The following is a 16,629-nucleotide window of genomic DNA, read 5'->3' as shown; positions in this document are numbered from 1 at the left end:
CGATTTTGCGATAGTCCGCCCAGGAAACAACAATAGTGATTGAACTCTGAGGAGAGCTCCGAATGGGTGCGTTTAGTATCTGGCATTGGCTTATCGTGCTGGTCGTTGTTCTCGTCCTCTTTGGCGGCGGCGGAAAGCTGAGCAAGCTGATGGGTGACGCGGGCTCCGGCATCAAGGCCTTCAAAAAAGGCTTGAAGGAAGAAGGTCAGAAAGACACCGAAACCGCCGCTGAGAAGGCGATTGAAGATGGCGCAACTGATGTCGCCAGCAATACCGCCGAAAAAGACAAGGCGGCGAACGGTTGATACGGCGAAGCCCGTCATAGACCACATAACGATCCGACAGCTATCCGCGGCAGAGAGCTATGTTTGATATCGGCTGGGCCGAAATGGGGGTTGTGGCCGTGATCGCCCTCCTCGTTATCGGCCCCAAGGAACTTCCAAGGACCATGCGCACGGTCGCGCATTGGTTTGGCAAGGCGCGTGGCCTTGCGCGCGAGTTCCAGTCGGGTCTGGACGATATCGTTCGCGAAGCGGATCTGGACGATGCGCGTACAGCGCTTAACGCAACGCGCGATTTCAGCCCCAATAAGATCATTGCCGATACGGTCGATCCCACGGGAAGCATGACGGATGAGATCAAGGACGTCGAAAAGACCGCCAAGTCGGATGCCGGCAGCGATGCCGGCGGCACGGCTCAAGACGGCGCGTCTCAGAACGATGGGCCAAAGGCAACGATTGTCAAACAACCTGCTCAAGTCGCGCCGGCTCATTCAGTGACGCCACCAGAGGAATCCGTGGCCGATACTGCTACTGAAGCTGTGGTAGAGCCCGTATCCGCTGCCAAAGTCCCGGATCCGGGCAGCGATTCGTCAAAGCAGAGTGCCTAAAGCGTGGTTGAAAACTCGATAGACGCCAGCAAGATGCCGCTTCTCGATCATCTGATCGAGTTACGCAAGCGGCTGTTGATATGCGTCGTGATACTGCTGGTCGCCTTTGTCGCGTGTTTTGCCGTATCGGAACCGATCTTCGAGTTCCTCACGCAACCGCTGGCCGATGTCCTCCTCCAACGGGAGACCACAGGGCAGGAACGACGCCTAATCTTCACCGATCCGACTGAAGTTTTCTTCACTTATGTCAAAGTGGCCTTCTTTGGCGCCGCTTTTGTCTGCGTGCCTGTGTTTCTGACGCAGATCTGGCTGTTCGTGGCACCGGGACTGTACAATAACGAAAAGAGCGCCATTGCACCTTTTCTGATCGCTACGCCAATCCTGTTTTTCATCGGCGGCGCGCTGGTTTACTACGTGATCTTCCCGGTCGCCCTCGAGTTTTTCGTCGGCTACGAAAAGACGGCAACGTCGGGGTCGCTGGCGATTGAGCTGGAAACCAAGGTTGATCAATACCTCGCCTTGTTGATGAAGCTGATTTTCGCTTTTGGTATCTGCTTCGAACTTCCCGTCTTGATGACCCTCATGGCAAGGGTGGGGATTGCGACCTCCGCCGGTATGGCCGCAAAACGCAAATACGCTATTGTCGGCGTGTTCATCGTTGCAGCGATCTTTACGCCGCCGGATCCGATCAGCCAGCTGCTCTTGGCTATTCCCATCATTCTGCTCTACGAGGTTTCGATTCTCCTGGCTCGCATGGTCGAGAAGAAGCGCGAAGCTGAGCAGGCTGCCGAAGATGGAGACGGCTCCGGAACAGCCTAAAAGCAGGCTGCCGCCCATTCATAGCCCCCGCGACATAACCGCTTGATAAAGTGCCTGCAAGGGCATGGACGTGACTCATTCGAGGCCGTATAAGTCAGGCAACGATATGGTTTACAACCCTTAACGAGCGATTAGAAACCCATGTTCGACCTGAGATGGATCCGCGAACATCCGGACGCATTCGATGCCGGCCTGGCCAGACGGGACGTCGCCCCGATGGCGGAACGCATCATCGCGCTGGATGCCAAGCGTCGAGAGACGCAAACGCAACTGCAGGAACTGCAAACGCGGCGGAACGAAGCTTCCAAATCCATCGGCATGGCAAAAAAGAACGGCGAATCCGCCGATACGCTGATTGCCGAGGTCGCAGACATCAAGTCCCGCATGGCTTCGCTCGAGGACACCGAAAAGGCGGGCGGGGAGGAGCTTGATGGCATCCTCTCGGGTCTTCCAAATCTGCCCAGGGACGATATCCCCGATGGACCGGACGAGGCGGCCAATGTCTGCCTGCGTACGGAAGGTGAGCTTAGAAATTTCGATTTCGAGCCGAAACAGCATTTCGAGATCGGTGAAGCACTTGGCTTGATGGATTTCGAAGCCGCGGCAAGACTTTCGGGTTCGCGTTTTGTTGTCATGCGCAGCGCAATGGCGCGGCTGCATCGCGCCCTCGGGCAGTTCATGCTCGATCTGCACACGCGCGAACATGGCTACACCGAGGTGATTCCGCCGCTTTTAGTCCGTGATCACGTACTTTACGGCACTGGACAGCTTCCCAAGTTCGGAGAGGATTCCTTCCGGACTGAGGACGGCCTGTGGCTGATCCCGACGGCGGAGGTCCCGCTGACCAATCTGGCGGCCGACAGCATCATGGATGCGGAAGAGCTACCGGTCCGGGTGACGGCCCTCACGCCGTGCTTCCGCTCGGAAGCGGGTGCTGCCGGTAAGGACACTCGGGGCATGCTGCGCCAGCATCAGTTTGAAAAGACCGAACTGGTGTCAGTGGTTCATCCCGACGACTCCGATGCCGAGTTGGAGCGCATGACCGGCTGCGCCGAAGAGGTACTTAAACATCTTGGACTTCCATATCGGGTGATGGTGCTTTCGACCGGCGATATGGGCTTTGGCGCACGCCGGACCCACGATATCGAAGTATGGCTGCCCGGCCAAAATGCCTACCGTGAGATCTCGAGCTGTTCGACCTGTGGTGATTTCCAGGCCCGCCGGATGAAAGCGCGCTTCCGCAAAGCCGGGGAAAAAGGCACTTCCTTTGTCCATACACTTAACGGTTCGGGCGTGGCAGTCGGACGCTGCCTGATCGCTGTAGTGGAAAATTATCAGCAGGCGGATGGCTCCGTAATCATACCGGAAGCCCTGCGTCCCTATACCGGCGGCATGGAGGTTCTGCGCGCAGATGGCTAATGGCAGCTTAGACCTCGCGGGAGCGCGGATCCTCGTAACCAATGACGACGGCATTCACGCCCCGGGTCTGTCGGCCCTGGAAAGCATTGCGCGGGAACTTACTGACGATGTCTGGGTGGTTGCACCCGAGAGCGAACAATCGGCCACCAGCCACTCGCTGACCCTGCGCCGGCCGTTGCGCAGCCGCCGGCTGTCCGATAAGCGCTACTCCATCGACGGGACGCCGACCGACTGCGTGCTGGTGGCAATGAAGAAGTTGCTCAAGGACCGGCCCGCAGATCTGGTACTTTCCGGGATCAATCATGGCGCCAATTTGGGCGAGGATGTGACCTATTCAGGCACTGTGGCGGCAGCAATGGAGGCGGCATTGCTGGGCAGCCGCGCGATTGCCTTCAGTCAGGTCCGGAGCAAGGATGAAAAGATCTCCTGGGACGTTCCCGCCCGGTTCGGTCCTGATATTGTCCGGCGTCTCTCGAGCATGACCTGGTCGTCGGAGCTCCTGGTCAACGTCAATTTTCCGGCAGTTTCGCCCGACGCGGTCAATGGCGTGCGGATCTGCCGTCAAGGCCGCCGGGACCTGGGAACGGATCTGGTGGACGGTGTGGATCCCAGCGGGCGCCCATACGTTTGGGTCGGACAATTCCTCAGCCATTCAAGCTCGGATGAGAACGCTGACCTGACGGCGATAGAAGAGGGCGCCATTTCTGTGACGCCCCTTCATCTTGATCTGACCCATACCCAAAGCATGCAAACCTTAACGGATCTTTTTGCGTGACCATCGCTGCCCGCAAAATCCGTCTGATCATGGAATTGCGCCGCGGCGGAATCGCGGACACTAATGTGCTGTCTGCGATCGAGCGGATTCCGCGCGAGGATTTTGTCCCACCACCTTTTCAGCACCAGTCCTACGATAACCGGACGCTGCCGATCGGCCACGGCCAGACCCTCAGTCAGCCGCAGGTGGTCGCACTGATGACCCAATCCCTCCAGGTCACCCGGCGTATGAAGGTGCTGGAAATCGGGACCGGCTCAGGCTATCAGGCCGCAATACTGTCGCGGCTTTGCCGGCGTCTCTATACCATCGAGCGCTATCGAGAGCTGATGCGCAGCGCGGAAAGCCGCTTCTCGGACTTGCGTCTCCATAATATCACCACACATGTCGGCGATGGTTCGCGTGGCTGGCCGGCACAAGCGCCGTTTGAGCGCATTATTGTGACGGCAGCCGCCGATACGATCCCGAGCGACCTGGTGGACCAGTTGGCGATCAACGGAATTCTGATCCTTCCGATCTCCCGTTCCAGTCGCACGCAAGAATTGGTACGTTTAACCCGAACGGAAGACGGCGTGTTCGAAGAAAGCCTGGGAGATGTTAAATTCGTCCCGCTGATCGAAGGCCAGTTACCGGAGGCGGCCGCGGAACCGCAGAAAGCGGCCCAGTCCGGCACATGACGCGACCTGCTAGGCGCAGATCCCGCCCGTGGGTCAAAATCGCTGCGGTCGCCGCGGCGGCGATGCTCGTGGCCTCCTGCGCCGGGGGCACAAGAGTTTCGACTCTGCCGACTCCACCGGAACCTGCCCCGATTCCAAAGCGCAAACCGGCCGTACCCTTCGAATTTGCCCTAAAGCGAAACCCGGCAAGCGTGCCAAGCAGCGTGGTAAGCACGCCTAAAACGGTGGCTGTCGCGGCTTTGCCGTTGCCGCGGCGGAATCCGCGGCCTGCCAAGATTCAGCAGACCGTAGAGACCGTGCCGCAGAACAGCGGTGCGGTAGCGCAAACAGCGCCCAGGCCGACACCGAAACCAGGCGTTCCTTCACAACGGGTAACCGACCCACCGAGCGCGCCGCTCCAGCAAGCAGCCAGCCCCGTACCACGCCCGGCTCCGGTCCCAACCCCGGCGGCAGGATCCTACATCGTGCAGCAGGGCGAAAACGTCTTTTCAATCGCACGGAAGCTCAACGTGCCAATTCGCTCGCTCCTGGAATCCAATCGCCTTGGGCCGCCCTACAAGCTCTCAAAGGGACAGCGCCTGGTTGTTCCGATCCCAACCCGCCATATCGTCACACGCGGCGAGACGGTTTATGCCATTTCAAGGCGTTACCGTATTGATATTCGCAGTCTGGTTCAGCAAAACCGAATTCCGCCACCTTATCGTATCTCGGTTGGACAGGTACTGAACCTGCCGGGCTCCAACAATGCCTTTGCAGCCGCGACTCCTCAGGCGCCAACTCCGGCCGTGACAGCGCCTCAAAGCGTTGCAACGCCGCAACCTGCAAGCGGAGCCGTAGAGTCACGCCCCGAACAGACCGCGTCGGTTCAGACAAAGCCCGCCGTACCCGTACCTGCGTCCAAACCACGAACAAGCGCGGAATCTCAACCCAAAACGGCGCCCAAGCCCGCTGCAACGCCGCAGGCCGCGAAACCTCAGACGGCACGCGTAAAACCTCCAGAACCCACGCGCCGCCCGCCCGCCGGTGTTCCCAAGCCGCCGCCGCGTTCGAGCAGCAAGTTCCGTTGGCCGCTGCGCGGTAAGGTTCTGTCCCCATTCGGCAGCAAAGGAGGCGGAGTCCACAACGACGGTATCAACATAGAAGCCGCGTCGGGCACCATCGTTCGCGCCGCCGAAAATGGCGTCATTGCCTACTCCGGCAACGAGTTGCGCGGTTTCGGGCGTTTGCTTCTGATCAGGCATGCAGACGGCTGGGTGACGGCCTACGCCCACCTCGGCGAGGTACTGGTCAAACGCGGGCAAACCGTAAAACGCGGGCAGGAAATCGCCAAAGTAGGCCGGACCGGCAATGTCTCGAAGCCACAACTCCACTTCGAGATCCGCCAGGGTACCCGTGCCGTCGATCCCCGAAAACTGCTCGGAAAACAGCAGGCGAAACTATAGGTACCGAGTCTTTTGTCCAAGTTGGGGCAGAAGAGGGCTCAATCCAGGTGTTTGCCCAGGCGGCCCGCTAGATCCTGTATGTACTGCCAGGCGACCCGGCCTGAGCGGCTGCCCCGGGTGATAGACCATTCCTTGGATTCTGCCCGAAGCTGATCGATCGGAAGCGAGAGGCCGTGGCGCTTGGCGTAACCTTCGATCATGGCGAAGTAGGTATCCTGATCGCAGTTGTGGAAGCCGAGCCACAAGCCGAATCGATCCGACAGGCTGACCTTTTCCTCAACCGCTTCAGAGGTGTGGATCGCCGTCGAGCGCTCGTTTTCAATCATGTCCCGGGCCATGAGGTGGCGCCGGTTGGAAGTGGCGTAGAAGATGACGTTCGCCGGACGGCCCTCGATTCCGCCTTCCAGCACGCCTTTAAGCGACTTATAGGTCGAATCATCGCCATCGAAGCTGAGGTCGTCGCAAAAGAGGATGCAAGGACGGCCTGACGTCCGCAGGCGCTGCAGCAAACGGGGCAGGGAGGGAATATCCTCCCGGTGGATCTCCACCAAAGCGAGCGCCTCTGCTTGGGCTCCCGGATCCCGTTCGATTTCACGATTTACCGTCGCATGAACCGCCTTGACCAGGGAACTCTTGCCCATACCGCGCGCCCCCCACAGCAGAGCGTTGTTGGCCGGGAATCCCTGCGCAAAGCGCCGGGTATTGTCGAGCAGGATATCGCTCTGCCGGTCAATGCCCTGCAACAGCTCAAAATCCACCCGGCTGACCTTGTCGATGGCCTCAAGCGAGTCATGCTCTGCCAGCCAGACAAAAGCATCCGCATCGGACAGTGAAGCCGACAGGGGTTCGGGCGGCGCAAGACGCTCAAGAGCGACCGCAATGCGGTTCAGAAGAGGGGCAAGGTCATCAATTTTGCTGTCGCTCATGGTAATGCCGTAAAGAAAGCCAATATGGAGAGGAACCCGGGCTGAGCCCTTCGGAATCAGGCCGCATGCCGCCAACGCTTTATCGGGTCTCTGACCGCAGGCGGCAACGGGTGCATAACTGATGTTTCAAGGTCGTCGCGACCCTAGCTATGGGCGCTGGTGAGGTCAATTGTTACAAAGCACCGATGTTACGAGCGTGAGAGTCCGATCGTTTTTCACTGGATCAGTGAAAAACGTGAATCAGTCTCTCCATCACGTAGTTTGAGGACGATTCGCCGTCAGGACGGGTTCCGCCAAGAACGATCGTACTCTGAAGGATTGACGGACGTTGCAATTCGTCAAGGTATGGCTATAGTCCGGCTGCCATTTTTCAGGGTTACTGGCGTATCGGCGCCCCCTGTGTACGCGTTGGTGCGAGAGTGTTACGGCTTCGAGACCGGGGCCGGAGAGTTAGGGGAGTTTTCTATATGAACATTGTGCCGGTATTTGCACAGGCCGCAGGCGGCGGCGCTTCGGCTTTAACGAGCATTCTGCCGCTGGTTCTGATTTTCGTCGTTTTTTACTTTTTGCTCATTCGTCCGCAGCAGAAAAAAGTCAAACAACACAAGGCGATGGTTGAAGCTCTGCGACGAGGTGACCGGGTCGTTACCGGCGGTGGCATGATTGGCACCGTGTCCAAGGTAATCAACGACACGGAGGTCCAGGTGGAAATCTCCGAGGGCGTACGGGTACGGATCGTGCGGAGTATGGTCCAGGAGGTTCTGTCCAAGACCGAACCTGTGTCCGATAAAGCCCCAGCCGGCAAAGCAAAAGGCGGCAAAAAAGGGTCGAAGGACAAAGACGCCGAGGTCGCCGATGACGGCGATTCGGCCGACTCCAAAAGCTAAGCAAAATAACTCCGGGTTTTCCGCGCAATGGTTCACATTCCACGCTGGCAGGTCATTCTCACGCTTCTGGTGTTGATCGGCGGTATTTTCTTCGCCTCGCCGAATCTCTTTAAACACGAGACGCTCCAGGAGGTGCCGGGCTGGGTTCCCAAGGATCAGATCAATCTGGGTCTTGATCTTCAGGGCGGGTCCTATTTGCTGCTGGAGGTTGACGTAAATTCGGTTTTCGCGGAACAGGCCGAAAACCTGGTCGATTCGCTTCGCCCGGACCTTCGGCGCGAGAAACTGGGTTACGTCGAACTCGGCACGAAGGGCGATGACGTCACCTTTCAACTGACCGATCCAAGCGACGAAAACATTGCGCGAGCACGTGAACTCCTACGCAATCTTGCCCCGGAATCGCTGATCACTCAAAGCGATGGCATCTTCGACATCACCGACTCCGATGCCGTAAAGCAACGCAGGCGCGGCAGTGTGCTTGAACAGGCGATTGAAGTCATCGGCCGCCGACTCAATCCCAACGGCACGGTTGAACTCTCGATACAAAGCCAGGGTGAAGACCGAATTCTGATCCAGTTACCAGGGGTTCAGAATACCGAAGATGCCAAGCGGAAAATCGAAAAAACCGCGAAGTTGACCTTCCGATTTGTCGACGAAAACGCCAATCCCGGTGCCCGCAGCGCGCCTCCCGGGTCGGAGTTTCTGCTCGCCGATGAATCCGATGTTTCGGGCGGAACCCAGCGTTACGTGATCAAGAAGCGCGTTATCGTCGGCGGCGAGACCCTGGTCGACGCACAGGCCACCTTTCAGGATGGGCAGCCCGTGGTCAGTTTCGCGTTCGATTCCTCGGGCGCAAAACGCTTTGGCGACGCGACGAAGAACAACGTCGGACGGCCATTTGCCATTGTTCTGGATGACAAGGTTGTCTCAGCGCCGGTCATCCGGTCACCGATTTTAGACGGCCGGGGCATCATCTCGGGCAGTTTCACCCTGGACCAGACCCAGGAGCTGGCTCTGCTGCTGCGGGCCGGCGCATTGCCGGCATCGATCGCGTTTCTCGAAGAGCGTTCCGTGGGCCCGGGCTTGGGGGCTGACCAAATCCGAGCGGGCGAATTTGCCAGTGTTCTCGGCCTTATCCTGGTGATCATCTTCATGGCAGTGACGTACGGACTGTTTGGGCTCATGGCGAATGTCGCTCTCGTCATGAACCTGGTCCTGATCCTTGCGGCGCTATCCGGCCTGGGCGCGACCCTGACGCTGCCCGGAATTGCCGGTATCGTGCTGACCATCGGTATGGCCGTTGATGCCAACGTCCTGATTTTTGAACGCATCCGTGAAGAAGCGGGGAACGGGCGAAGTCCGATTTCTGCGATTGATGCGGGTTACCGCCGGGCCTTGACCACAATTGTCGACTCTAACCTTACGACATTGATCGCGGCCCTATTGCTGCTTCAGTTCGGAACCGGACCGATCAAGGGCTTCGCTGTCACCCTGGCGATAGGCCTTGTGACCTCCATGTTCACGGCAATCATGCTTACGCGTCTACTCGTTGTGACCTGGCTGCGCCGCCGCCGGCCGCAAGCACTCGGCATATAGGAGGCGCACCATGGCTATCATTAAACTCTTTCCCGTCGCGCCGAAGCTGAATTTCATGTCGAAGCGCAAGCTGTTCCTGGCTTTTTCTGCGCTGTTGATGCTGGGGTCGGTGATCTCGTTCGCGACACTCGGCCTGAATTTCGGTGTCGATTTTCGCGGCGGTATCCTGCTTGAGGTGCGCACCGACGGTCCCGCCGACCTCGGTAATCTGCGCAGCCGCCTGTCAGCCCTGGATGTCGGCGAGGTCACCCTGCAGGAGTTTGGCGCGCCAACCGACGTGCTTATCAATATTCAAAAGCAGGACGGTGGAGAAGGCGCGCAGGAAGCCGCGATTCAGCTGGTCAAGGAAGCACTTGGCAGCGATGTGGTGGAGTACCGCCGGACAGAGTTTGTCGGCCCGAAAGTGGGTGGAGAACTCAAGGAGGCCGGTATCCTGGCAACCGTTCTCGCCCTGGGCGCTATCGGTCTTTATATCTGGTTCCGTTTCGAATGGCACTTTTCTGCAGCCGCCCTGGTTGCGTTGTTGCACGACGTGATTGCGACGGTGGGCTTTTTCTCGCTGACCCAGGTCGAATTCAATCTTTCGACTCTCGCGGCGGTTCTGACGATTGCAGGTTATTCGATCAACGATACGGTCGTGATTTTCGACCGCGTCCGCGACGAGCTTCGTAAATACAAAAAGCTGGCAATCACCGAAGTGCTGAACATGTCCATCAACCGAACACTGTCGCGAACGGTCCTAACCTCGGTCACGACCCTTTTGGCACTGTTTTCGCTGTTCATTTTCGGCGGCGAGGTGATTCGCGGATTCAGCATGGGGCTGATCTGGGGTGTCATCATCGGGACTTATTCTTCCGTCGCGCTGGCCGTGCCGATCCTGTCGTACATGAACATTCGCGTCGGTGTAAGCGACGGCCCGGACAAGGCCGAACAGGCGGCTCCAGCAGCTTCGTAAAAAAAGAGCCGTAGCGGTCACGCCTGAAAACACCTGAGAATCGGGAGAGATCTATGGAAATCTCGCTCGCAGTCCCAAAAGACCGGCAGGTCGTGGAAAGTTATGGCGACTGGCAGTTCAAGGTCAGCGGTCATCAGTTTCAGGGCTCAGTGATCGTTTTCCCCGACAGAAGCGAAGCCTGGCCAATCTCAGGCTTTGAGGAACTGACCGCCCAGTCGCTAATGCCGGTAACGGCATCGGGACAGATCGAAGTGTTGCTTGTCGGTTGCGGCACCCGCATGCAGATGATCACGCCGGAACTTCGCGGTGAAATGCGTAAACACGGCGTCTCGATCGAACCCATGGATACCGGGGCGGCCTGCCGGACCTACAATGTTCTGCTTGCTGAGGGGCGTGCCGTCGCGGCTGCCTTGATCGCGATCGAGTGATCTCCCTGACTAGGCTGGGCCAAAGGTCTTCAAGAAGACATCCAGATACTTAAACGCAATCGAATCACCAGGCGCTGTTAACAAGCGGAGGGCGAGCAGTGATGTGCGAGACCTCCTGATTCGCAGTGTATCTCTGGATGCGGTCGGTGATATCAGTTGTCTAAAGAAAGAACACTGCCAAGAGCTTGCAGAGCATTCTCGCGCGCTATCATTCTAGGCTGGATGTTCAAAGCATCGGAATTAGTACAACGGCTAAACTGAAAGTCAGAGTCCAGACGTCAAACACAAGCATGGGCCATTTCAAAGTCCATCTGTTCTCAATCCACGGAAGGGGACCGCCAATAGTTCTGCGCAAATCCTGTCTCAACCTTACGCCTCCCCATATCGCAATACAGCCAATAATCAGAAAGGAACCTGGCCACTCAAGGAAAATGGAGGGGGCTGCAACCCCAATCATTCCAAAGCCAACAGGCAGAAGTAATTTGATTACTCTCTCGAGTTCTGCCGAGTCGCCCGCGGTTGGGTCTGGAAGAATAGGCGCGGACATAAAACGCCGGTAGAACGGTGGAAAACCCATACGGACCTGCATTGCCAGAATAAAATACAAAATGGCAGCAGAATCGAGTTTCAGGACAAGGGCCAGATTTACGATCTTTCACGAACCCCTGCTATGGTTTGTAAATGACGGTAGAGATCAGGTGGCAACCGAATGCGAAAGAACGGCTACAAGCATCGCAAGTCCATAGCCGCGTCCTCACGCAAACTAAGCAACATTACCGGGAGAAAAACCTCGGTTCGCCGACAAGTCAGGTCACCTAGAGACTGATTCTTACATCATGGGTTCAGGATTACGATCTCAACCCGCCGGTTCAGCGTGCGTCCTTCCGGATTGTCGCTGCCGTCATCGGTGACGTTCGGGGCAATCGGATTGGCTTCTCCGAAGCTGTTGTAGAGAACCCGCTCGGCCGCTACCTGGTTGTAGACCAATTCCTTTGCAACGGCCTCGGCGCGCCGCCGGGAAAGATCCAAATTATAGTCTTCGTTGCCGACACTGTCGGAATAGCCGTTGACGTGAACCTGCCGCGACTGGACACCCGGCGTATTCAGCACACGTGCGATATAGGCGATGGGATTCCGGGATTCTTCGGTCAGTTCATCGCTGTCGAAGGCAAATAAGAGCGGATTGACCAACATGACGACAACGCCCTGATCGGTTTCCACGGTCCGAAATTCAGGTCCGCTCAGCTGGTCTTCGATCACTTCGTTGGTGGTTGGTTCTTTCGACGCACAGCCCGCCAGCCCGAGCGTGGCAAGACATACAAATATCGTTCCGATAAATCTCACGGTGAAGCCCTCATGTTTTCGTCATTTTCGGTCCGCCGATTGATAAATTAAGACTAATAATTTCCACCTGTACGATCAAATCGGCAGGAGGTCCAGTTTTTCCGTCGCAAAGAGTACAATAGAATCAGATGCTTCAACGTCAAAGACAAAAAAAGGGGGGCATAACCCCCCTTTGATTCTAACGCTGTATCGGTTGTCCGGACCCTGATTACTCTCGTTTAGATCGATTGAGAAGCACCAGGCTTCATCTTACTTACGAGAAATCATTTCACACTCCGTACAACCGCCGTCAAAAGCGGCAATTCCTCAGGCAGCGTCGAAATTTGCCGACGCAAAATCCCAGTTCGCCAGCTTGTCGAGGAAGGTCTGAACGTAATCCGGACGCCGGTTCTGGTAATCCAAATAGTAGGCATGCTCCCATACGTCGATGGTCAGCAGAGCGGTCTGGCCGTCAGTCATCGGCGTGCCAGCGTTCAGGGTGTTGACGATCTTCAGCGTGCCGCCTTCGACAACGAGGAAGGTCCAGCCACTGCCGAAACGTCCCACTGCAGATGCTTTGAACTTTTCGGCGAAAGCATCGAAGCTGCCGAAATCTTCATCGATCTTGGCTGCGAGTGCACCGCTGGGGCGGCCGCCACCGTTCGGCGCCATGGAGTTCCAGAAAAAGGTATGGTTCCAAACCTGAGCGGAATTGTTGAAAACACCGGCTTTGGAGTCATCCTTGGCAGTCGCCATGATGATCTCTTCCAATGACTTGCCTGCCAGATCGGTGCCGTCGATCAGCTTGTTCAGGTTGACCACGTAGGCGTTATGATGTTTGGCGTGGTGAAAGCTGAAGGTGTTGGCGGAGTAATGCGGCTCCAAGGCGTTGTCGGCATAGGGGAGGGAAGGAAGCTCGAAGGCCATGCGGTGCACTCCTTGTCTTAGGTCGTTTGCTGGTTTATTGGCGATAGAGGCTAGCGCTTCCACCGGAGAGAAATCTCGCTAGGAACATAGCGTTCATGCCGTAGTCGTCAATTGTTAATGGTAATAATTCTAAAACGGCGTCCGGCATTGGTCGAACGTTGCGTGGGGCGTGACTTTGCCTATAGTCGCGCAATGTTTTCAGCGAAGCGAATCACGCCATGACGACACCCTCGCTGTCCTATTGCGGGAAAGAGCTTCGCGCACAGGATCACGACCGCTTTCTGACCTGCCTCTTTGCGCCTTCTCATCTGCGCGACGATCTCTTCACGCTCTATGCCTTCAACCTGGAAGTCGCCAAGACCGCCGAGGTCGTCAGCGAAGCGATGCTCGGGCGGATCAGGCTGCAGTGGTGGCGTGAAAGCCTGGATGGCATTTATGACGGTGCCCCCCGCAAGCATGCGGTCGTCGAACCCCTGGCTTCAGTCGTGTCCCGCCATCGCTTGCCAAGGGATCGCTTTGACGTGATCGTGGATGGCCGCGAATTGGACCTGGAAGAAGAGCCGCCGTCTGACCTGGCCGCGTTGGAGGCCTATGCGGCTTCAACATCCGGTGCTCTAACACAGCTTGCGGCTATGGTTTTGGGGACAGAGGACAAAACGGCGCTGCAATCCGCCAATCACGTTGGCATTGCCTGGGCGATGATCGGGCTGTTAAGGGCCGTACCGTTTCACGCTGCGCGCAAACGAAACTTCCTGCCTGCTGACCTCTCAGACCGGCATACTCTTCGGCTGGGGGATCTCTTTGAACTCCGGCCAAGTGATGCCTTGGCAGCGGTAACAAAGGATATTGCACAGCGGGCGAGCTGGCACCTGAACGAAGCCGGAAAACATGGGAAAAGTTATCGACGAGCCACAGTGGCCGCCGTGCTTCCCGCCATCATCGCCAGACGACACCTAAAATCCCTCGAACGGGCTGGTTGGAATCCGCTCGATCCTGCCGTCCAGGACAACAGCCATGGGCAGGCCTGGCGGCTTTTCCTCGGTTATCTTTTCGTTCGGTTCTGACGTGCTGCGGCATCGCAGTAAAGTCAGCGTCGGCGCGGGAACCTCTGTTCAGGCCGCCGCCGCCGCACTGTCACCAATCCATCTGGCAAGATCATCGAGCGCGCGTTGAGCCATGGCCGGCTTACGCTCCTTTTTCTTGATCTTTTTGCCCTCAACCTTTTCCAACGGCGGAAACAGCCCGAAGTTTACGTTCATGGGCTGAAAGGTCTTGGCATCGGCACCGCCAGTGATGTGGCTGAGCAGCGCACCATGAGCCGTCGTGGCTGGTGGTGGAACAACTGCCGTCCCAAGGCGTTCGGCAGCCGCGAAGCGCCCGGCAAGCAATCCCGTCGCGGCACTTTCGACATAACCTTCGACGCCGGTAATCTGCCCGGCGAAACGCAACCGAGTCGCCGAAGTCATGCGCATGCTGCCATCCAGCAGGCGCGGGGAGTTGATGAAGGTATTGCGATGCAGACCGCCCAGCCGCGCGAACTCGGCGTTCTCGAGTCCGGGTATCTTTCGGAACACGCGGACCTGTTCGGCGTATTTCATTTTGGTCTGAAAGCCGACGATATTGTAGAGCGTGCCCAGTGCATTATCCTGCCGCAGCTGAACAACCGCATGCGGACGCGTTTCGCTGCGGGGATCCTGTAGTCCGACCGGCTTCATCGGGCCAAATCGAAGTGTTTCCGGGCCGCGCTCGGCCATGACCTCAATCGGCAGACAGCCTTCGAAGTAGGGAGTCGAAGATTCCCATTCCTTGAAGTCGGTTTTTTCACCTTCGATCAGGTCTGTGATGAAGGCCTCGTAGCCATCCTTGGTCAGGGCACAGTTGATGTAGTCGGCGCCGTCGCCTTCAGGACCGACTTTGTCGTAGCGTGATTGAAACCAGGCTTTCTCGAAATCGATCGAGTCTTTGTAGACAATCGGGGCAATGGCATCGAAGAAGGCGAGGTATTCCTCGCCGGTCACCCTGCCGATCGCCTCAGTCAATGCAGGAGAGGTGAGGGGACCTGTGGCAAGGATCACCGAATCCCAGTCCTCAGGCGGTAAACCATCAATCTCCTCACGGCGGATTTCGACGAGGGCATGGGCTTCCAGACGTCGGGTAACTTCGTCGGAAAAAGCGTCCCGGTCGACAGCGAGCGCGCCGCCAGCCGGCAGCTTGTGCGCATCGCCCGCGGACATAATAATCGACCCCAGCCGCCGCATCTCTTCGTGCAGCAGGCCGACCGCATTGTTCATTGCATCGTCGGAACGGAACGAGTTTGAACAAACCAGCTCGGCCAGTCCCTCGGTCGCATGTGCGTCGGTTTTGCGCACCGGCCGCATCTCATGCAGAACCACTGGTACGCCCATCTCGGCAATCTGCCAGGCCGCCTCGCTGCCGGCCATGCCGCCGCCCACCACATGGACGGGTTTGATATCAGCTGTTGTCATAGCCGGACCATACTCCAAGGAAACGGCGCCCGACAGCCCTCAATGTCGTCTTTTGACCCTTCAGGGTACCAAACCTTTTAGCCGGTACGCGGCTTCGGCAGCGGGATGCAAGGGAGCAGCCAATCCGGCAATTGCCATCTCGCCTGGCTCAAGCTCTGCAAACGCCGGATGCCGTCTTTTAAAAGCGTCGAAATCATTCAAAACGGCGTTGACGACAGCCGCGACCACGACGTCGGGCGTATCGCTTCGTGCCACCAGTACAGCGCGGTACCCGAAAGTCGGGATGCTGTCGGACTGTCCCCGATACATCCCAGCCGGAATTGATGCTTCGGCAAGCGCGGGATTGTCTGCAATCTCTTCGGCAATCCCCGGAATTTCCACGGGCAGAAGCCGACCGCCGCATTCAGTCGTCGCTTTTTGTACAAATCCGCTGGGATGCCCGGCATTTACCAGCATGGCATCCGCACTGCCTTCGCAGAAGGCATCGAGTGCCGCCCGTGTCGAATCGACCTTCACTAATGACGCAAAACTCTCTTCCGTCCAGCCTTTCGATCTCAAAACGATTTGGAACATCACGTCAGCAGAGGAATTCGATGCGGCGACGAGCCGTGCCTCAGGCAATTCGTCCAATTCAGTAATGCCTGAGTTGCGTTTAACAATGACGGATAGGGGTTGCGAATAGAACGACGCGACCGAACGAAGCCGGTTCATAGGGCCAGAATTGGTAAAGGGGCCTGTTCCGTTGGTGGCAGAGCGTGCCCAATCCGAATGGACAATAGCCATATCGAGAATCTGGCTCTGTAAAGATTTCAGCTTCGCTTCGGACCAGCGCTGAACCAGAATGTCGCAGGAGGAAGCTTCGACAACGTAGGCTTTCTCGTAGCTGCGGCAGATCTCCTGCCCGAGCGCATGATAAACGCCTGCAGTACTTCCGGTCCCAATCAAGAACGGCCCCGTTCCCAGATCAGGCTGTTTGACTATCGGCTGCGGTTGCGGTTGCTGCTGAATTTGTGCACAGGCACTCAATGCCAGGCTGGCTAGCACGAACAGGATTGACGAACGCCGCATACAAAGGTCCCCTTC

The 16,629-nt window shown here is 57.5% G+C and carries 17 protein-coding genes; 12 read left to right on the top strand and 5 right to left on the bottom strand.

Features of this window, described 5'->3' with window-relative positions:
• The first annotated feature begins 62 nt into the window (after window positions 1-62).
• The 7 genes from QMZ18_RS21455 (at window position 63) to QMZ18_RS21425 (ending at window position 6,018) form a co-directional block, all read left to right on the top strand.
• Entirely contained in the window at window positions 63-305 is a 243-nt protein-coding gene (locus QMZ18_RS21455) for a twin-arginine translocase TatA/TatE family subunit (RefSeq protein WP_282608390.1), read from the top strand.
• A 59-nt stretch (window positions 306-364) separates the two neighbouring features.
• Window positions 365-889 (top strand): Sec-independent protein translocase protein TatB, encoded by a 525-nt coding sequence (gene tatB, locus QMZ18_RS21450; protein WP_282608389.1) that lies wholly within the window; start codon window positions 365-367, stop codon window positions 887-889.
• Window positions 890-892: 3 nt separating this feature from the next.
• The gene (tatC, locus tag QMZ18_RS21445; RefSeq protein WP_322097253.1) at window positions 893-1,708 is read left to right on the top strand and encodes a twin-arginine translocase subunit TatC; all 816 of its coding nucleotides are present in this window, start codon (window positions 893-895) and stop codon (window positions 1,706-1,708) included.
• A 141-nt stretch (window positions 1,709-1,849) separates the two neighbouring features.
• Entirely contained in the window at window positions 1,850-3,127 is a 1,278-nt protein-coding gene (gene serS, locus QMZ18_RS21440) for a serine--tRNA ligase (RefSeq protein WP_282608388.1), read from the top strand.
• On the top strand, window positions 3,120-3,902 hold the full coding sequence (surE, locus tag QMZ18_RS21435) for a 5'/3'-nucleotidase SurE (protein WP_282608387.1): 783 nt from the start codon (window positions 3,120-3,122) through the stop codon (window positions 3,900-3,902). Before serS ends, surE begins: the two co-directional genes overlap by 8 nt.
• Window positions 3,899-4,576, top strand: coding sequence for a protein-L-isoaspartate(D-aspartate) O-methyltransferase (locus QMZ18_RS21430; protein ID WP_282608386.1), 678 nt, complete (start codon window positions 3,899-3,901; stop codon window positions 4,574-4,576). The genes surE and QMZ18_RS21430 overlap by 4 nt, the downstream gene beginning before the upstream one ends.
• On the top strand, window positions 4,573-6,018 hold the full coding sequence (locus QMZ18_RS21425) for a peptidoglycan DD-metalloendopeptidase family protein (protein ID WP_282608385.1): 1,446 nt from the start codon (window positions 4,573-4,575) through the stop codon (window positions 6,016-6,018). The genes QMZ18_RS21430 and QMZ18_RS21425 overlap by 4 nt, the downstream gene beginning before the upstream one ends.
• Window positions 6,019-6,056: 38 nt before the next feature.
• Here the strand turns inward: QMZ18_RS21425 and QMZ18_RS21420 are convergent, their stop codons facing one another.
• Window positions 6,057-6,944, bottom strand: coding sequence for an ATP-binding protein (locus QMZ18_RS21420; protein WP_282608384.1), 888 nt, complete (start codon window positions 6,942-6,944; stop codon window positions 6,057-6,059).
• Window positions 6,945-7,411: 467 nt separating this feature from the next.
• Here QMZ18_RS21420 and yajC point away from each other — a divergent pair, with 467 nt between their 5' ends.
• The 4 genes from yajC to QMZ18_RS21400 are packed head-to-tail and all read left to right on the top strand — an operon-like array spanning window position 7,412 to window position 10,810.
• Window positions 7,412-7,831 (top strand): preprotein translocase subunit YajC, encoded by a 420-nt coding sequence (gene yajC, locus QMZ18_RS21415; protein WP_282608383.1) that lies wholly within the window; start codon window positions 7,412-7,414, stop codon window positions 7,829-7,831.
• Between the two features lie 27 nt (window positions 7,832-7,858).
• Window positions 7,859-9,427 carry a protein translocase subunit SecD gene (secD, locus tag QMZ18_RS21410; RefSeq protein ID WP_282608382.1) on the top strand — a complete coding sequence of 523 codons (1,569 nt, stop codon included), beginning with the start codon at window positions 7,859-7,861 and terminating at the stop codon, window positions 9,425-9,427.
• 10 nt (window positions 9,428-9,437) lie between these two features.
• Entirely contained in the window at window positions 9,438-10,382 is a 945-nt protein-coding gene (secF, locus tag QMZ18_RS21405) for a protein translocase subunit SecF (protein WP_282608381.1), read from the top strand.
• Between the two features lie 53 nt (window positions 10,383-10,435).
• A complete protein-coding gene (locus tag QMZ18_RS21400) occupies window positions 10,436-10,810 on the top strand; it encodes an Mth938-like domain-containing protein (RefSeq protein ID WP_282608380.1) in 375 nt (124 codons plus the stop codon).
• A gap of 834 nt (window positions 10,811-11,644) precedes the next feature.
• On the opposite strand, the gene QMZ18_RS21395 is transcribed toward QMZ18_RS21400, so the two are convergent.
• Both QMZ18_RS21395 and QMZ18_RS21390 read right to left on the bottom strand, forming a co-directional pair.
• Window positions 11,645-12,154: an OmpA family protein gene (locus tag QMZ18_RS21395; RefSeq protein WP_282608379.1), complete on the bottom strand. Its 510-nt coding sequence runs from the start codon at window positions 12,152-12,154 to the stop codon at window positions 11,645-11,647.
• A gap of 306 nt (window positions 12,155-12,460) precedes the next feature.
• Window positions 12,461-13,060 carry a superoxide dismutase gene (locus tag QMZ18_RS21390; RefSeq protein WP_282608378.1) on the bottom strand — a complete coding sequence of 200 codons (600 nt, stop codon included), beginning with the start codon at window positions 13,058-13,060 and terminating at the stop codon, window positions 12,461-12,463.
• Window positions 13,061-13,278: 218 nt separating this feature from the next.
• Here QMZ18_RS21390 and QMZ18_RS21385 point away from each other — a divergent pair, with 218 nt between their 5' ends.
• Complete coding sequence (locus QMZ18_RS21385; RefSeq protein ID WP_282608377.1) at window positions 13,279-14,124, top strand: phytoene/squalene synthase family protein; 846 nt, start codon at window positions 13,279-13,281, stop codon at window positions 14,122-14,124.
• 48 nt (window positions 14,125-14,172) lie between these two features.
• On the opposite strand, the gene trmFO is transcribed toward QMZ18_RS21385, so the two are convergent.
• Together trmFO and QMZ18_RS21375 are read right to left on the bottom strand one after the other, a co-directional pair.
• The gene (gene trmFO, locus QMZ18_RS21380; protein ID WP_282608376.1) at window positions 14,173-15,546 is read right to left on the bottom strand and encodes a methylenetetrahydrofolate--tRNA-(uracil(54)-C(5))-methyltransferase (FADH(2)-oxidizing) TrmFO; all 1,374 of its coding nucleotides are present in this window, start codon (window positions 15,544-15,546) and stop codon (window positions 14,173-14,175) included.
• 60 nt (window positions 15,547-15,606) lie between these two features.
• Complete coding sequence (locus QMZ18_RS21375; RefSeq protein ID WP_282608375.1) at window positions 15,607-16,614, bottom strand: TAXI family TRAP transporter solute-binding subunit; 1,008 nt, start codon at window positions 16,612-16,614, stop codon at window positions 15,607-15,609.
• Between the last annotated feature and the right edge of the window lie 15 nt (window positions 16,615-16,629).

Source organism: Pelagibius sp. Alg239-R121 (assembly GCF_947331435.1).
GTDB lineage: Bacteria > Pseudomonadota > Alphaproteobacteria > Kiloniellales > Kiloniellaceae > Denitrobaculum.
The sequence above is the reverse complement of the archived record's forward strand: the minus strand, read 5'-3'. Positions and strand labels throughout refer to the sequence as shown.

Coding starts and splice junctions, on each gene's coding strand:
- yajC (WP_282608383.1), top strand. CDS start 7,412: ATGAACATTGTGCCGGTATTTGCACAGGCCGCAGGCGGCGGCGCTTCG.
- QMZ18_RS21455 (WP_282608390.1), top strand. CDS start 63: ATGGGTGCGTTTAGTATCTGGCATTGGCTTATCGTGCTGGTCGTTGTT.
- secF (WP_282608381.1), top strand. CDS start 9,438: ATGGCTATCATTAAACTCTTTCCCGTCGCGCCGAAGCTGAATTTCATG.
- QMZ18_RS21375 (WP_282608375.1), bottom strand. CDS start 16,614: ATGCGGCGTTCGTCAATCCTGTTCGTGCTAGCCAGCCTGGCATTGAGT.
- serS (WP_282608388.1), top strand. CDS start 1,850: ATGTTCGACCTGAGATGGATCCGCGAACATCCGGACGCATTCGATGCC.
- QMZ18_RS21425 (WP_282608385.1), top strand. CDS start 4,573: ATGACGCGACCTGCTAGGCGCAGATCCCGCCCGTGGGTCAAAATCGCT.
- QMZ18_RS21385 (WP_282608377.1), top strand. CDS start 13,279: ATGACGACACCCTCGCTGTCCTATTGCGGGAAAGAGCTTCGCGCACAG.
- QMZ18_RS21420 (WP_282608384.1), bottom strand. CDS start 6,944: ATGAGCGACAGCAAAATTGATGACCTTGCCCCTCTTCTGAACCGCATT.
- QMZ18_RS21400 (WP_282608380.1), top strand. CDS start 10,436: ATGGAAATCTCGCTCGCAGTCCCAAAAGACCGGCAGGTCGTGGAAAGT.
- secD (WP_282608382.1), top strand. CDS start 7,859: ATGGTTCACATTCCACGCTGGCAGGTCATTCTCACGCTTCTGGTGTTG.
- surE (WP_282608387.1), top strand. CDS start 3,120: ATGGCTAATGGCAGCTTAGACCTCGCGGGAGCGCGGATCCTCGTAACC.
- tatB (WP_282608389.1), top strand. CDS start 365: ATGTTTGATATCGGCTGGGCCGAAATGGGGGTTGTGGCCGTGATCGCC.
- QMZ18_RS21390 (WP_282608378.1), bottom strand. CDS start 13,060: ATGGCCTTCGAGCTTCCTTCCCTCCCCTATGCCGACAACGCCTTGGAG.
- trmFO (WP_282608376.1), bottom strand. CDS start 15,546: ATGACAACAGCTGATATCAAACCCGTCCATGTGGTGGGCGGCGGCATG.